General features: G+C 70.4%; 10 protein-coding genes and 1 riboswitch. Of the genes, 2 read left to right on the forward strand and 8 right to left on the reverse strand.

Going from position 1 to position 14926, the window contains the following annotated elements:
• The coding region (locus ACI8U3_RS14435; RefSeq protein ID WP_415015569.1) for a Rieske 2Fe-2S domain-containing protein at positions 1-1051 on the forward strand (1051 nt) is incomplete at its 5' end.
• A gap of 1 nt (position 1052) precedes the next feature.
• On the opposite strand, the gene trpS is transcribed toward ACI8U3_RS14435, so the two are convergent.
• The 5 genes from trpS to ACI8U3_RS14460 all read right to left on the reverse strand — a co-directional run bounded on the left by trpS (position 1053) and on the right by ACI8U3_RS14460 (position 10293).
• The gene (gene trpS / locus ACI8U3_RS14440) at positions 1053-2090 is read right to left on the reverse strand and encodes a tryptophan--tRNA ligase (protein ID WP_415015570.1); all 1038 of its coding nucleotides are present in this window, start codon (positions 2088-2090) and stop codon (positions 1053-1055) included.
• Between the two features lie 42 nt (positions 2091-2132).
• The gene (murJ, locus tag ACI8U3_RS14445; RefSeq protein WP_415015571.1) at positions 2133-3776 is read right to left on the reverse strand and encodes a murein biosynthesis integral membrane protein MurJ; all 1644 of its coding nucleotides are present in this window, start codon (positions 3774-3776) and stop codon (positions 2133-2135) included.
• A gap of 35 nt (positions 3777-3811) precedes the next feature.
• A complete protein-coding gene (glnD, locus tag ACI8U3_RS14450; RefSeq protein ID WP_415015572.1) occupies positions 3812-6493 on the reverse strand; it encodes a [protein-PII] uridylyltransferase in 2682 nt (893 codons plus the stop codon).
• Positions 6493-9186 (reverse strand): DNA mismatch repair protein MutS, encoded by a 2694-nt coding sequence (gene mutS, locus ACI8U3_RS14455; protein WP_415015573.1) that lies wholly within the window; start codon positions 9184-9186, stop codon positions 6493-6495. Before mutS ends, glnD begins: the two co-directional genes overlap by 1 nt.
• Before the next feature lie 90 nt (positions 9187-9276).
• Positions 9277-10293: a cupin-like domain-containing protein gene (locus tag ACI8U3_RS14460; RefSeq protein ID WP_415015574.1), complete on the reverse strand. Its 1017-nt coding sequence runs from the start codon at positions 10291-10293 to the stop codon at positions 9277-9279.
• Positions 10294-10363: 70 nt separating this feature from the next.
• A riboswitch (cobalamin riboswitch) is annotated at positions 10364-10530 on the forward strand.
• A gap of 166 nt (positions 10531-10696) precedes the next feature.
• Between ACI8U3_RS14460 and ACI8U3_RS14465 the strand changes: the two genes are divergently transcribed.
• The gene (locus tag ACI8U3_RS14465) at positions 10697-12529 is read left to right on the forward strand and encodes a TonB-dependent receptor plug domain-containing protein (RefSeq protein WP_415015575.1); all 1833 of its coding nucleotides are present in this window, start codon (positions 10697-10699) and stop codon (positions 12527-12529) included.
• Here the strand turns inward: ACI8U3_RS14465 and ACI8U3_RS14470 are convergent.
• The 3 genes from ACI8U3_RS14470 to ACI8U3_RS14480 are packed head-to-tail and all read right to left on the reverse strand — an operon-like array spanning position 12513 to position 14815.
• Positions 12513-13427, reverse strand: coding sequence for an aldo/keto reductase (locus tag ACI8U3_RS14470; RefSeq protein ID WP_415015576.1), 915 nt, complete (start codon positions 13425-13427; stop codon positions 12513-12515). The genes ACI8U3_RS14465 and ACI8U3_RS14470 overlap by 17 nt on opposite strands.
• A 60-nt stretch (positions 13428-13487) precedes the next feature.
• Positions 13488-14126 (reverse strand): maleylacetoacetate isomerase, encoded by a 639-nt coding sequence (gene maiA, locus ACI8U3_RS14475; protein ID WP_415015577.1) that lies wholly within the window; start codon positions 14124-14126, stop codon positions 13488-13490.
• Positions 14127-14137: 11 nt separating this feature from the next.
• Positions 14138-14815 (reverse strand): fumarylacetoacetate hydrolase family protein, encoded by a 678-nt coding sequence (locus tag ACI8U3_RS14480; RefSeq protein ID WP_415015578.1) that lies wholly within the window; start codon positions 14813-14815, stop codon positions 14138-14140.
• Between the last annotated feature and the right edge of the window lie 111 nt (positions 14816-14926).

The following is a 14926-nucleotide window of genomic DNA, read 5'->3' on the forward strand; positions in this document are numbered from 1 at the left end:
CAAGGGCTTCATCACCGACGCCTGGTATTTCGCGGCCCTGTCGCGGGACGTGAAGGTCGCGGGCCTGAAGCGCTACGAACTGTTGGGCGAACCGGTGCTGATCGGGCGTACGCGGGCCGGTCAGGTCTATGCCATGCGCGACATCTGCCCCCACCGCGCCGCGCCCCTGTCCGCCGGAAAGCTGGTGGACCACGAGGGCGAGGGCGAAACGGTGGAGTGCCCCTATCACGGCTGGCGCTTCCGGACTGACGGCGTGTGCGCCGCGATCCCCTCGCTGGTCAAGGAGCAGGCCTTCGAGGCGGACCGGATCCGGGTGCGATCCTATCCGGTGGTGGAGAGCCAGGGGCTGGTGTTCGTGTGGATGGCCTCCGATCCTCGCAATCCATCCGCGCCCGACCATGATCCGCCGATATTCCCCGGCGTGGTGGGGGGAGACGCCAAGCTGGTCGAATGGATGGATTTCGACAGCCATGTGGACCACGCCGTGGTGGGCCTGATGGACCCGGCCCACGGCCCCTATGTGCATCAGCAGTGGTGGTGGCGCACCTCCCACAGCCAGCATGAGAAGGCCAAGGCCTTCGAACCGCGCGAACACGGCTTCGCCATGGCGCGCCACGCGCCGTCATCCAACAGCCGCGCCTACCGCATCCTGGGTGGCAAGCCGGCCACCGAGATCACTTTCCGCCTGCCCGGCTATCGCTGGGAGCACATCCAGGTGGGCGAGAAACAGGTGCTGGCCCTGACCTGCCTGACCCCCATCACGGAAACGAAGACCCGGATCACCCAGATCTTCTGGTCCGACCACTGGGTGTTCGGTCTGGTGCGCCCGTTCCTGAAGCTGGGGGCCCGCGCCTTCCTGAAGCAGGACGGCGACATGGTGAACCTGCAGAACGAGGGCCTGCGCTACGACCCGGCCCTGATCTGGATCGACGACGCCGACAAACAGGCCAAGTGGTACCAGCAGCTGAAGCGCGAATGGCTGAAGAGCCGCGCCGAGAACCGCGCCTTCGCCAATCCGGTCAAGGCGGCGACCCTGCGGTGGACCAGCTAGGTCAGGCGCGCCAGAAGCCGACGATCTTCTTGACCTCGTCCACCACTGGATCGGCGATCTCGGCGGCCCGCTCGGCGCCGGACTTCAGGACGCGGTCGATCTCGGCCGGGTCGTCCATCAGGCGGCGCATCTCAGCGGTCACCGGCGCCAGCGACGCCACCGCCAGCTCGGCCAGCTTCGGCTTGAAGGCGCCGAAACCCTGACCGGCGAACTCGGCGGTGACCTGTTCGCGGCTCTGGTCCGACAGGGCGGCGTAGATGGCGATGAGGTTCTTCACCTCGGGCCGGTCGTCCAGCGCCTCGTCCGGCGCGGGCATGACGCCCATGTCGGTCTTGGACTTCCGGATCTTGGCCGCGATGGCGCCGGCGTCGTCGGTCAGATTGATGCGGCTCATGTCCGAGGGATCGGACTTGGACATCTTGGCCGCGCCGTCGCGCAGGGACATGACGCGGGTGGCCGGTCCCTGAATCAGGGGATCCGGCAGGGGGAAGAAGCCGGGCACGCCGAAATCGTTGTTGAACTTGGCGGCGATGTCGCGGGTCAGCTCAAGGTGCTGTTTCTGGTCCTCGCCCACCGGCACTTCGGTGGCCTTGTAGAGCAGGATGTCGGCGGCCTGCAGCACCGGATAGGTGTACAGGCCCACGGAGGCGCGCTCCTTGTGCTTGCCGGACTTCTCCTTGAACTGGGTCATGCGGTCCAGCCAGCCGAGGCGGGCGACGCAGTTGAACACCCACGCCAGATCGGCGTGGGCGCGCACGGCTGATTGCGGGAAGATCACCGACTTCGCCGGGTCTAGGCCCGAGGCGAGGTAGGCGGCCGCGATCTCGCGGGTCTGGGCGGCCAGCTTTTCGGGCTCCTGCCACACGGTGATGGCGTGCATGTCGGCCACGAACAGGAAACAGGGCGCGCCGGAGTCCTGCAGCGCGGTGAAGCGCTGCAGGGCCCCCAGATAATTGCCCAGGTGCAGGGCGCCGGAGGCCTGGATGCCGGACAGGATGCGGCGCGGGCCGGTGTAGGCGATGGGTTCAGCGTCGGACATGGCGTGGCAATGCCCCAGCGCCGCCCATAGGGCAAGCCGGGATCAGCCCCTGCGCTCGCGCCGGATCAGGCCCTTCACCTCGCCGATGGTCACTGCGCGGGTGACGAACAGCAGGATCAGATAGACCAGACCGCCGACGGCGGTGACGCCGATCAGGGCGATCTCCTTAGCCCCGTGATCCAGAACCGCGGCGATGGGCGCCTCGATCATGGGCCGAGCCTGCTGGGCGCCCACGAGGATCAGGCCCAGAACGACGCTGGCGATCAGGACGCGGATCAGCCGCGAGATGGCCGAGGCGCCGGGCCGGTAATGGTCGCGCCGCCACAGGGTCAGGGCCAGAAGCCCGGCGTTGGTCCAGGCCGCCGCGCTGGTGGCCGCGGCGATGCCCGAGACGCCCAGCCCCATGTTGAACAGGGCGATGGCCAGAACCGCGTTCACCGCCACCGACACCAGGGCGTACTTCATCGGGGTGCGGGTGTCCTGCCGCGCGAAGAAGGCCGGCGCCAGAATGCGGATCAGGATGAAGGCGGGCACGCCCCAACCGAACTGGAACAGGGCGTTGGCGGTGTTGACCGCGTCGAAGGCCAGAAACTCGGCGCGGGTGAACAGGCCGTCGATCAGAAACAGGGGCATGGCCAGGATGGCCGCCGCCGCCGGCAGGGTCAGGGCCATGGACAGAACCATGGCCTCGTCCATGGAGGCCTGCTGCTGGGCATGGTCCTCTGACGCCACGGCCGACGACAGCTTGGGCAACAGGGCGATGCCGATGGCCACCCCCACCAGCCCCAGCGGCAGCTGGTACAGACGGTCGGCGGTGGCCAGCCAGCTGCGGCCCCCGTCCACGAAGCTGGCCAGATTGCCCGAGATGAAGACATTGATCTGGGTGGCCGAATTGCCGATGGCCGCCGGGATGGCGGTGATGATGATGGCCTTCACCTCCGGCGACAGGCGCGGCATGCGCAGGCGGACATTGGCCCCGGCGCGCCGGACCGCCCACCAGCACAGGCCCGCCTGGGCCACGCCCGAGACCAGCACCGCCCAGGAGGCGGCATGGGCGGCCCGGATCTGATCCCCCTGGAAGGTCAGCAGGGCGGCCAGCATGATGAGGTTCAGCAGGATCGGATAGGCGCCCGAGACGATGAAGCGCCCGCGCGCGTTCAGCACGCCTGACAACAGGGCGGCGATGGCCATGCACGGCAAATAGGGCATGGTGATCTGGGTCAGAATCACCGCCAGACGATAGCGGTCCGGGTCATCCAGAAAGCCGATATTGATGGCCATCATCAGCCACGGCATGGCCAGCTGGGCCACCACCGTCAGGGCCAGGGTGACGACCGCCAGCACCGCCAGGGCGTCTGTGGCCACTGCGTCGGCGGCCGGGGCGCCGTCCTTCTGCAGCTTGCGCGCATAGGCCGGCACGAAGGCGGCGGCGAAGGCGCCCTCGGCGAAAATGCGGCGGAACAGGTTCGGGAAGCTCAGCGCCGTATTGTAGGCGTCCGCCGCCGGTCCGGCCGAGGCGCCGAGGAAGGCGGTGACGGCGATGTCCCGGGCGAACCCGGCCAGACGACTGACCAGGGTCAGGCCGCTGAAGATGGCGGACGAGCGCATCACGCCGCCTGATCTGGGCGGCTCCGGCGGCGGCGGGTTGGTGGAGGCCGAGGCCCGGAGTTCGGGGTCGATGGTCATTCAGCGAGACATCCGGGATGGCGCGACATCCGCCCTTACCTTGCTTCGGCGCGGCGGGGAACGGCGGCCTTGCGGCCCAGTTCGGAGACGTCGCGGGCGCTGGCCCGTGCGCGGATCAGGGGGCGGCCGCGCGGGCTGGGCGGCGGGGCCTGATCCATCACCGCCTCCAGCGCCGCACGAATATCATCCAGCCGCTTGTCGCCGGTGATCTTCCGGCCCTTGTCGGTGGTGACATAGAAGGAATCCGCCGCCCGCTCGCCGAATGTGGCCACGTGGGCCGAGCGGATGGACAACCTCTGATCGGCGAGGGCCCGCGCCAGCTGGGCCAGCAATCGGGGCCGGTTCGCGCCGGACACCTCGATCACCGTGGCGGTCTCGGACGCCGCATTGTCGATCATCACCACCGGACGGACGTCGAAGGCGGCGCGGCGCGGGCTGGCGGGCGGCACGGGATCGGCGGGGGTGACGGCGCCGCCGCGTCCGACCCGCTCCAGCGCCGCCAGCAGACGGCGCAGGCGGCGCGGCTCGGCCAGGCCGTAGGGTTCGCCCGCTCCGTCCTGCAGCTGGAAGATATCCAGCGCCGTGCCGTCGGCGGCGGTGGTGACCCGCGCCCCCACGATGTCGGCCCCCAGATCGGCCATGACCCCGGCGATCAGGGCGAACAGGCCGGGCCGGTCCGACGCGGCGATGGCCACCTCGGCGGCCTGGTTGTCGGACGGCCCGGCCATGGCGGCGGCCCCGTCGCGGCGGGCGCGCTCCACCAGGGCGTCATAGGCGGCCATGGGGCGGCTGAGCGGATCGTCCATCTCCGCCGGAGCGCCCCGGAACTGGCGCTCGGTATGCCGGTAAAGGTCGCGCATCAGCTGGCCTTTCCAGCCGTTCCAGACGCCGGGGCCGACGGCGCGGATGTCGGCCACGGTCAGCACCAGCAGCATGCGCAGGCGCTCCAGATCGCCGACGATCTCGGCGAAGGCGCGCACGGTGGCCGGATCGGATACGTCGCGCTTCTGGGCGTAGTCGGACAGGGTCAGGTGCTGGCGCACCAGCCAAGCGACCAGCTCGGCGCGGCGCGGGTCCAGGCCGAGGCGTTCGCAGGCCCGCCGCGCGGCGATGGCGCCGTCCTCCAGCTGGCCCCTGTCCCCGCCCTTGCCCACATCGTGCAGCAGCATGGCCAGCATCAGCACTTCATGGTCCCGGATCAGGGGCATGAGGGACGACGCCAGGGGATGGTCGTCCTTCAGCTTGCCCCGGACGATGTCGTTGATGACGCCGATGGCCTGCAGGGTGTGCTCGTCCACCGTGTAGGCGTGGTACATGTTGAACTGGGTCTGGCCGACGATGCGGCCCCATTCCGGCAGAAACCGGCCCAGCAGCCCCGTCTCGTTCATCAGGGTCAGCACCCGGTATGGGCGGTGGCCGTTGGTCAGGATATCCAGAAAGGCCTCGGACGCCGCCGGGTCGCGGCGCAGTTTCGGCGTGATCAGATTGAGTGACCGGGTGACGGCGGAAAAGGCGTCCGGGTGCAGGTCCAGGTCGTGGCGGTCCGCCAGCTGGAACAGGGTCAGCAGCCGCAGGGGCTCGGCCTCGAACACGTCCGACGCTGTGATCGACAGGCGGCCGTGATCCTCCACGAAGCCCGGCTCGCCCAGCTTGCGGCGGCGGCGGGGGATCAGGCGGGTCAGGCTGAGGGCGCGCTTCTGGCCCCGCTCCTCCAGCTTGGCGGAGAGGGCCCGGGTCAGGCCGCCCACATCCCGGGCCACCAGGAAATAGCGGCGCATGAAGCGCTCCACCGCCGGTTCGTCGCCCCGCCCCTGCCAGCCCATGCGCCGGGCCACCTCGGGCTGCAGGTCGAAGGTCAGCTTCTCCTCGGCCCGCCCCGCGGCGCGGTGCAGGTGATGGCGCACCCGCCAGAGGAAGTCGAAGGACTCCTCGAAGGTGCGGCGCTCGCGCCCGGTCAGCAGACCCTCCAGCGCCTCGGCGCCCAGCAGGCTGTCGGGGGTCAGGCGCCGGGCGATCCAGAACAGGGCGTTGAGGTCGCGCAGGCCGCCCTTGCCGTCCTTGATGTTGGGCTCGACCCGGTAGCGCACGGCGCCGGCGCGGGAGTGGCGCTGATCCCGCTCCTTCAGCTTGGCGGCGATGAAGGCGCGGGGGTCGGTCTTGCTCATCTCTCGGCGGAACACCTTGAGGAAGGCGTTGGCCATGTCCTCGTCGCCGGCCAGGAAGCGCGCCTCCAGCAGCGAGGTCTGGATGGTCATGTCGTCGCGGGCCAGGGTCAGGGCCTCGTTCATGGTGCGCGAGGCGACGCCCACCTTGGCGCCCAGATCCCACAGCACATACAGCATGAACTCGGTGACGCGCTCGATGCGCCCGCTCGCCTTCGCCGGACGCAGGAACAGCAGGTCCAGGTCGGAGTACGGCGCCAGCACGCCGCGCCCGTAGCCGCCGGTGGCCAGCAGGGCCAGCTTGGCGTCCTCCTCAGCGCTTTCGGGCGGGTGCAGGATTTCGGTGGTGAAGCGCCACAGGGCCTGAAGCATCTCGTCGGCGGCGCCGGAGAACAGGCGCGCCACCTCGACCCCGCCCAGCCCGGACGCCAGTTTCGACGCCGCCTTCTCGCGGCCCGCGCTCCAGTGCTCGGACAGGGCGGCGGCTGCCTCCGCGCGGACGTCCGCTGCGTCCTTCAGGGCGGCGAGACGGTCGTCCAAGGCGGATGTGAGCATCACGAGCGGGCCAGTCCCTTCAGGCGATACAGCGCCTCCAGCGCCTCGCGCGGGCTCAGCTCGTCGGGATTGATGTCAGCGAGCGCCTCGTCCGTGGGCGACGGGCCGAAGACGGGCTCGGGCTCGTGCACCGCGAACAGGGGCAGGTCGTCCAGACGGATGCTGGAGGCCTTGTCTGCTTCCAGCCGATCCAGCACCTCGCGGGCGCGGCCCACCACCGACGGCGGCACCCCGGCCAGCTTCGCCACCTGCACGCCGTAGGACCGGTCCGCCGCGCCGGGCGCCGCCTCGTGCAGGAAGACCAGCTCGCCGTTCCACTCGCGGGCTTTCATGGACAGGTTGCAGACGTGGTCCAGCCGCTCCTCCAGCCGCGCCAGCTCGTGATAATGGGTGGCGAACAGGGTGCGGGCGCGGTTGGTCTCGTGCAGGGCCTCGGCCACGGCCCAGGCGATGGCGAGGCCGTCATAGGTGGCGGTGCCCCGGCCGATCTCGTCCAGCACCACGAAGCTGCGGTCGGTGGCCTGGGTCAGGATGGCGGCGGTCTCGACCATCCCCATCATGAAGGTGGAGCGGCCCCGCGCCAGATCGTCGCCCGCGCCGACGCGGCTGAACAGCCGGTCCACCACGCCCAGCTTCATGGACTTGGCCGGCACGAAGGCGCCGGCCTGGGCCAGCACCACCAGCAGGGCGTTCTGGCGCAGGAAGGTGGACTTGCCCGCCATGTTGGGGCCGGTGACGATGGACAGGCGCGCGCAGTCGGCGCCGGAGCCGTCCAAGGCGCAGTTGTTGGGCGTATAGGGATCGCCGGCGCGGGTGACCGCCGCCTCGACCACCGGATGGCGGCCGCCCGAGACCTGAAAGATCAGCGAGCCGTCCACATGGGGGCGCACGGCGCCCGCTTCCACGGCCCATTCGGCGAGGGCGGCGGCGGCGTCCAGCTCGGCCAGGGCGTCGGCGACGGCCTGGAGCGGGGCGGCCAGATCGGCGACCGTGCGGCGCCAGCCCTCGAAGATCTCGCCCTCCATGGCCAGGGCGCGGGCGCCCGCCTGGCTGATCTTCGCGTCCAGCTCGGACAGCTCCACGGTGGTGAAGCGCACCTGATTGGCCAGGGTCTGGCGGTGGATGAAGGGGCTGTCGGCCTGCGGGCGCAGCAGCGTTTCGGCGTTCTTCGCGCTGGTCTCGAGGAAATAGCCCAGCACGGCGTTGTGCTTGACCTTGAAGGCCACGCCGGACTCGGTCTGGGCGCGCTGCTCCAGATCCACGATCACCTTGCGGCTGTCGTCGCGCAGGGTCCGGACGGCCTCCAGCTCGGGCCGCCAGCCGGGGCGCACCAGACCGCCATCGCGCGCCAGATGGGGCGGCTCGTCCACCAGCCCCTCCTGGAGGTCGATCAGCAGGGCGCCCGTGTCGGGCGTGGGCGACAGCTCCGACAGCCGTTCTTCGATCTCGGCGGGCGGGCTGGTCAGGGGGTCGGGGGATCGGGCGAACAGGGCGGAGACCGCCTCGGCGGTCTTCAGGCCCGAGCGGACGGCGGCCAGATCGCGGGGGCCGCCACGGCCCAGCGCCAGCCGGGTCACGGCCCGGGCCACGTCGGCGGAACCTGATAGCACCTCGCGCAGGTCGCGGCGCAGGTCGCGGCGCTCCAGCAACCACTCTACGGCGTCCAGTCGATGATTGATGGCGGCGGGATCGCGCAGGGGCCGGGTGATGCGTTCGGCCAGGGCCCGGCCGCCCGCCGAGGTGATGGTGCGGTCGACGCAGGCCAGCAGGCTGCCTTCGCGGGCGCCGGACTGGGCGCGGTCGATCTCGAGGCTGGCGCGGGTGGCCGGATCGATGGCCAGCCAGCCGGCCTGGGCCGCGCGGCGGGGGGCCTTGAGCACCGGCAGCCGGCCCGCCTGGGTGGTCTCCAGATAGGCGGCGGCGAGGCCCAGGGCGGAGACCTCGGCCTCCTCGAAAGTCCCGAAACCGTCCAGGGTGGCGACGCCGTACAGGCGCTGGACCCGGTCACGCGCCGCGGCGGGCTCGGCCAGCCCCTGCGCCAGCGCCTGAACCACCCCGCCGGAGCCGTCCAGGGCTGCGCGGATGTCGTCGTCCGAGAACAGCCGGTCGGGCACCAGCACCTCGGACGGGCGAAAGGCGGCCAGATTGGCGGCCAGATCGCCGGGCTCGCTGACGATGGTCTCCACCTGGCCGGTGGACAGCTCCACCACGGCCACGGCGGCGCGGCCTCGCCGCACCGACACCGCCGCCAGCCGGTTGGAGCCCTTGGCGTCCAGCAGGGAGTCCTCGGTCAGGGTGCCCGGCGTGATGACCCGCACCACGTCGCGGCGCACCACCGCCTTGGAGCCGCGCTTCTTCGCCTCGGCCGGGTCCTCCAGTTGCTCGCAAACCGCGACCTTGAAGCCCTGACGGATCAGGCGGGCGATGTAGCCCTCGGCGGCGTGGAACGGCACCCCCGCCATGGGGATGTCCTCACCCTTGTGCAGACCCCGTTTGGTCAGGGTGATGCCCAGCGCCGCCGCGGCCTTCTGGGCGTCCTCGAAGAACAGTTCGTAGAAGTCGCCCATGCGGAAAAACAGCAGGGAGTCCGGATGCCGCGCCTTGGCGTCCAGGAACTGGGCCATGACCGGGGTCACGCCCGGGTCGGGCGTGATCGGGCGGGCGTCAGTCGGCTGTTTGACGGGAGCGTTCATGAAGCGCGCAAGGTGACGGATCGGGCGGGCGCGCTCAAGGCTGACGAGCCCTATACCGCCACGGGATCGTGGACGAATCCGGCGACGGGGTCAGTTCGCCAGGGTCCGGGCCAGAATCTGGCGCACCTGGGCCACGGCGGCGGGCGTCAGACGACCCTGAACGCCGCGCTTGTCCTCGGGTAGATGAGCGCCGGGCGGATCGTCCGCCTCGAACACGAAGGCGTCGAACATGGCGCGCCAGGTTTCGCGCTGGGAGGGCGGCAGGTCGCGGATGCCCAGCATGGCGTGGATCATGGCCTCCAGCGGCCCGGCCTGCATCTGGGCCTCGTTCCACCAGTAGTTCACCAGCACGCTGAACCGGTCCAGCGACTGGACGTGGTGCCACCACATGTAGGGGATGAACAGGGCGTCCCCGGGCGCCAGATCGGCGGACTCGGCGGCGGCCCAGGCGTCTGCGAAGCGGGGATGGCGCTCATAATCCGGCTCGACCACCGACACCATGCTGACCGGCGGGCCCGCGGGGGTGCGCTCGAACGGGCCGATGTAGAGGTTTCGCGTCTGGTCCGGCGGAAACAGGATGAACCGGCGACGCCCCGCTACGGCGCAGGCGATGTTGTCGTTCATGTCGTGGTGGGTGTGCACCGTGGCCGCATTGCCGATCCACAGGCGCGGAAACACGTCCTCGCCAAGCAGGGGGGAAGGATTGGCGCGTGCGAAACCGGGCAGGGCCTGGGGCTCGGGCACCGACTGCATGGCCACGGCGGGCGGGGCGTCCTGGTCCCTCAGCGCCAGCAACCGGTCCAGCACCGCCCCGACCGTGGACTCGCTCTGGGTGAAGTTCACCCCGGTCATGCCGTCGTTGTAGAAGAAGCGGCCATCCACCTCGGGCGGCGCCTCGGCGAAGCGCACAGGGGCGCCGGTGTCGAAGCCGCGGATATGGTCGGCCAGGGCCTCGGGCGATTTCAGCCCCGCCTGGACCGCCGGCCAGTCGGCCACCAGACCGCGCAGGATCGCGGGCCGGGCGGCCGGCAGGATGTCGGTGCGAAAGGTCTCGGCGGTGACGTTTCGGAACTCGGGCGTACGGCGGTCGGGTACGGGGGAGGACATGGCCCGAACCCTAGACGCTGACGCTTCTTGCGCAAGGCCGGGACGCCTGTCACAAGCGCGGCAGGCGGTTAAGGGAACGCGGTCGAACACCGCGGCTGTGCCCGCAACTGTAGGCGGTTAGGCCGTCGTCCGCTACCTGTCTTCGGGCAGGGCGCCACTGGAGCGATCCGGGAAGGCGAGGACGGCGGGTCGGCTTTCGGGCCGGCCTTTGCCTGTGATCCGCAAGCCAGGAGACCTGGCCGCCGACGTCGCTCGTCCGCTGTCCGGGACCAGACAGAGGCGCGGGGACTGATCCGTCGAAGCGACCCGATCCGGCGCCGTCCTGTCCTGCGACAGGCGGATTGGTCGCTTTTGAACGCCGCCGCGCGCGCCGCGCGGGGGCTATTGACGGAGCATCGCCCCAATGAGGCGTTCCCTTATCCTGTGCTCGGCCGCATCTGCGGCCCTTTTCGCCCTGCCCGCTTTGGCCGACGACGCCACCGATGTGGACGAGGTCGTCATCACGGCCACCCGCGTGCCGGCCATCGTCGCCGAGACCCCCGGCGCCCGCGTCATCGACGAGGATGCGATCGCACAGCGCGGCGCCGTGTTCGCCGCCGACATCCTGGCCGACGTGCCGGGGCTGAGCGTCACCCGCTCGGGCGCCTTCAGCGGCCCGGCCACCGTGCGCATCCGGGGCGCGCACCCGGGCAAGACCCTGGTGCTGGTGGACGGCGCGGTGGTCAATGACGCGGCGGACATCGACGGCGCTTTCGACTTCACCGGCTTTGACCTGGGCGATGTGGAGCGCATCGAGGTTCTGTCGGGCCCGCAGTCGTCCCTGTGGGGATCCTCGGCCATCGGCGGGGTGATCGCCTTCACCACCCGCGAGCTGGACGGGATCCGCGCCGAGGCGGAGGCGGGATCGTTCGACACCATCCGGGGCCGGTTGGCCGGCGGCGTGGCCAATGACCGCTACGCCGTGGGGGCCTTCGTCTCCCACTTCGACACGGACGGCATCTCGGCCGCTGACGAAGCGGACGGAAACACCGAGGCGGACGGCGCGACCATCACCACCATCGGCGCCAACGGCCGCTACAGCTTCAGCCCGGCCGTGACCCTTGAAGGGCGGGTTCGGTACAATGAGACCGAGGCCGACATCGACGGCTTCCCGGCGCCCAGCTACGCCCTGTCCGACACCGATGACAGCATCGCGCGCGAGCAAATGTCCGGCTTCGGCCGCCTGACGGTTCAGGCCCTGGGTCTGGAGCATCAGGTCAGTGTCTCGGCTTCGGACCTGACGCGGGAATCCTTCAGCGACTTCCCCTCCACCTTCGAGGCGGACCGCCAGGTCTATCGCTGGCAGGCGTCCGGGGAGTCAGCCGAGGACCGGGTCAAATACGCCTTCGGCGCCGAGCACGAAGACGCGACCGGCGCCCTGTCCAGCGGCGTCACCGAAGAGCTGTCCACCACCTCGATCTTCGCCACCGCGCGCTTCGACCTGTCGGAACGGTTCAGCCTGACCGGCGGCCTGCGTCAGGACGACACCGATGACTTCGGTGACGCCACCACCGGCCGTCTGTCGGCGGCCTATGAGCTGGGCGGCGGCTTCATCCTGTCCGGCGCCTGGGGCACGGGCTTCAAGGCGCCCACGGTCAGCCAGGCGGTGTGCGATTTCTGTTTCTCCGCCGAGCCCTATCCCGAACTGCGGCCCGAACACGCCGACGGCTATGAGGCGGCGCTCGGCTGGCGCTCGGCGGACCGGCGGCTGGAGGGCCGGGTCACGGTCTATCGCCTCGAGGTGGAGGACCAGATCGTCTATTTCACCGATCCCGTGTTCAACAGCTACTACGTCAACATCGACGAGACCCGCACCGACGGGGTGGAAGTGGAAGGCCGCGCGGACCTGCCGGCCGGATTCGATCTCAGCCTCGCCTACGCCTGGACCGACGCGGTGGACGCCACCGACGGATCGCGTCTGTTGCGCGTGCCGGAACACGCGGCTTCGGCGACCCTGGGCTGGACGGGCGAGCGCCTGTCCGGCGCCCTGACGTTGCGCAGCGAGAGCGACATGCTGGATTCCGGCGGCGAGCGGGCCGGGTTCGTCACGGCCAACCTGAACGCCGTCTGGGCCCTGACGGAGCAGGTCAGCCTGACGGCGCGGGTCGAGAACCTGGCCGACGAGCACTATCAGCAGTTGCTGGGCTACGGCGAACCGGGCCGCAGCGGCTATGTGGGGATCAGGCTGCGCTACTGACGGCGGAAGGCCCGGCGGCGTTCAGCGTCGCCGGGTCGTCCAGCGCCAGGGCAGGCCAGTCCAGATCCGGCATGGGCGCGTGGGCGGCGGCCAGAACGGCGCGCAGTTCGGCGGCCGAGGCCACGCCCGCCGTCACGGATTCGACGCCGGGCAGGTTGAGGGCGTAGGCCAGCGCGGCCTGCATGGGATCGGCCCGGTTCTCGGCCAGACTGCGCCGGGCGCGCGACACGCCCGAACCGGACTGCACCAGATGAAGCGGCAGGTCTTCGCGCGCGGCGAACAGCACGCCGCCGGCGAACACCGAGCGCAGATGAACCGCCGAGCCATGTTCGGCCAGACCGGCGATCAGGCCCGAGGTCGCGGCCCGCTGATCCAGAAGATTGCAGGGCAATTCCACCACGTCGGGCCGGAAACGGCGCGCCAGCAGTTCGGGCCCGTCCTCGACCCGGGCGCACACGCCGATGCGGCGGAACAGACCGATGTCCTTGAGACGTTCGAGCCGGTCCCACAGGGCGCGGCCGTCGGCGCCGGCCAGGTCGCAGGCCGAGGAGACCATCACCGCGTCGCCGCGCGGCAGACCCATGCGCTCCAGCGAGCGGCGGGCGCGAGCCTCGACCCGGTCAACGCCCTCGGCGGAGGACACGGTGCGCACGGTGACGCGGAAGGGACTGGGGAACGGCCAGCACTGGCCCAGCAGGCGTTCGACATCGGCGACCGGGCGCGTGGCCACCAACCCCACCCCGCCATCGGCGGCGGTGCGCAGCAGGGCGCGCACGCAATCCTCACGCAGAACGGCGCCCCGCCCACGGGCGGGCGCCCCCAGCACATTGAGGGCGAGCCTGGACGCCGGTCCGGCGCCGGTCCGTGTTTCAGCCTGGAACGTCACGGGACGGACCATGCGCCCACAAAACTTAAGGAGCGCTGATCGGAAGTTTTACAAACCCTTACTCGTCAGGGTTTACGAGAGGTTTGCATCCGGCTGGCGATCCGGGTGCGCGGCCATGAAGGCGGGATGGCTCGCCGCCTTTTCCTCTATGGCCAGGATGCGGGGAAAGGCGTCCAGCGGCGTGTTGAAACGGCGCGCCGAATAGATCTGCGGGATCAGGCAGCAGTCCGCCAGGGTGGGCGCGCCGCCGAAGCACCAGCCTTCGCCGTGCCGGCCGATCAGCGCCTCCAGCGCCTCGAACCCCGCCGTGATCCAGCGCCCGGCCCAGGCGTCCGTCGCGGCCTGATCGGCGCCGAAGGTCTCCCGCAAGGCCTTGAGCACACGCAGGTTGTTCAGGGGATGGATGTCGCAGGCCACCAGCGCCGCCATGGCCCGCACCTGGGCGCGCGCGGCCAGATCGGCAGGCAGAAGCGGCGGTTCGGGATGGGCCTCCTCCAGCCACTCCAGAATGGCCGGGCTCTGGGTCAGGACGGCGCCGTCAGCCTCCAGCGCCGGAACCAGTCCCTGCGGATTTAGGGCGAGGAAGGCCTCGCTTTTCTGGTCCCCCGTGCGCAGGTCGACACCCGCCTGCTCATAGGTCAGACCCTTGAGATTGAGGGCGATGCGGGTGCGGTAGGAGGTGCCCGAGCGCCAGTAGCCGTGCAGGATCATGATCGGCCCTTTCAGGTCAGGGTGAAGGTCAGGGGCGAAAGGCCTTCGATCGTGGCCTCGACGCGGTCGCCGCGCACGATGGGGCCGACGCCCTCGGGCGTGCCGGTGAAGATCAGGTCGCCGGGTTTCAGCCGCCACAGGCGCGAGGCCTGGGCCACCACTTCCGCCGGACTCCAGATCATGTCGCCCAGCCGGCCCGACTGACGAACCGCGCCGTTGACGGTCAGGCCGATGGCGCCGTCGGGATCCGGCAATGGCCCCAGGGTCAGGGCGCCGCAGGGGGCCGAGGCGTCGAAGCCCTTGGCCGCGTCCCAGGGGCGTCCCTGAGCCTTGGCCTCGGCCTGGATGTCGCGGCGGGTCAGGTCCACCCCGACGCCCCAGCCGATGATCAGCTGCGCCGCCGTCGCGGGGGCCAGATCCGCGCCCTCCCCGCCTATGGCGCAGACCAGCTCCACCTCGTGATGCAGATCCGACGTCATGGGAGGATAGGGAACCTCAGCGGCCGTGATCACCGCCTCGGCGGGCTTGGAGAAGAAGAACGGCGCCTCGCGCGATGGATCGGCGCCCATCTCTCGGGCGTGGGCGGCGTAGTTGCGGCCCACGCAAAAGATGCGGCGGACAGGAAAACGTTCGCCGCGCCCCGCGATAGGGAGGGCGGCGGGCGCGGGTGGGTCGAACAGCCAGGTCATGGATGCGTCCTTACGTCGCCCGGTCAGGCCACGGAACCCCTCATGCCCTCTGGCGTTGCGATGATGGGGTACCTATTCTCATTTTACCGCCAAGCTAGCCGGAGAACGCAT

The organism is Brevundimonas sp. (assembly GCF_047617075.1).
In the GTDB taxonomy this organism is placed as follows: Bacteria; Pseudomonadota; Alphaproteobacteria; order Caulobacterales; family Caulobacteraceae; genus Brevundimonas.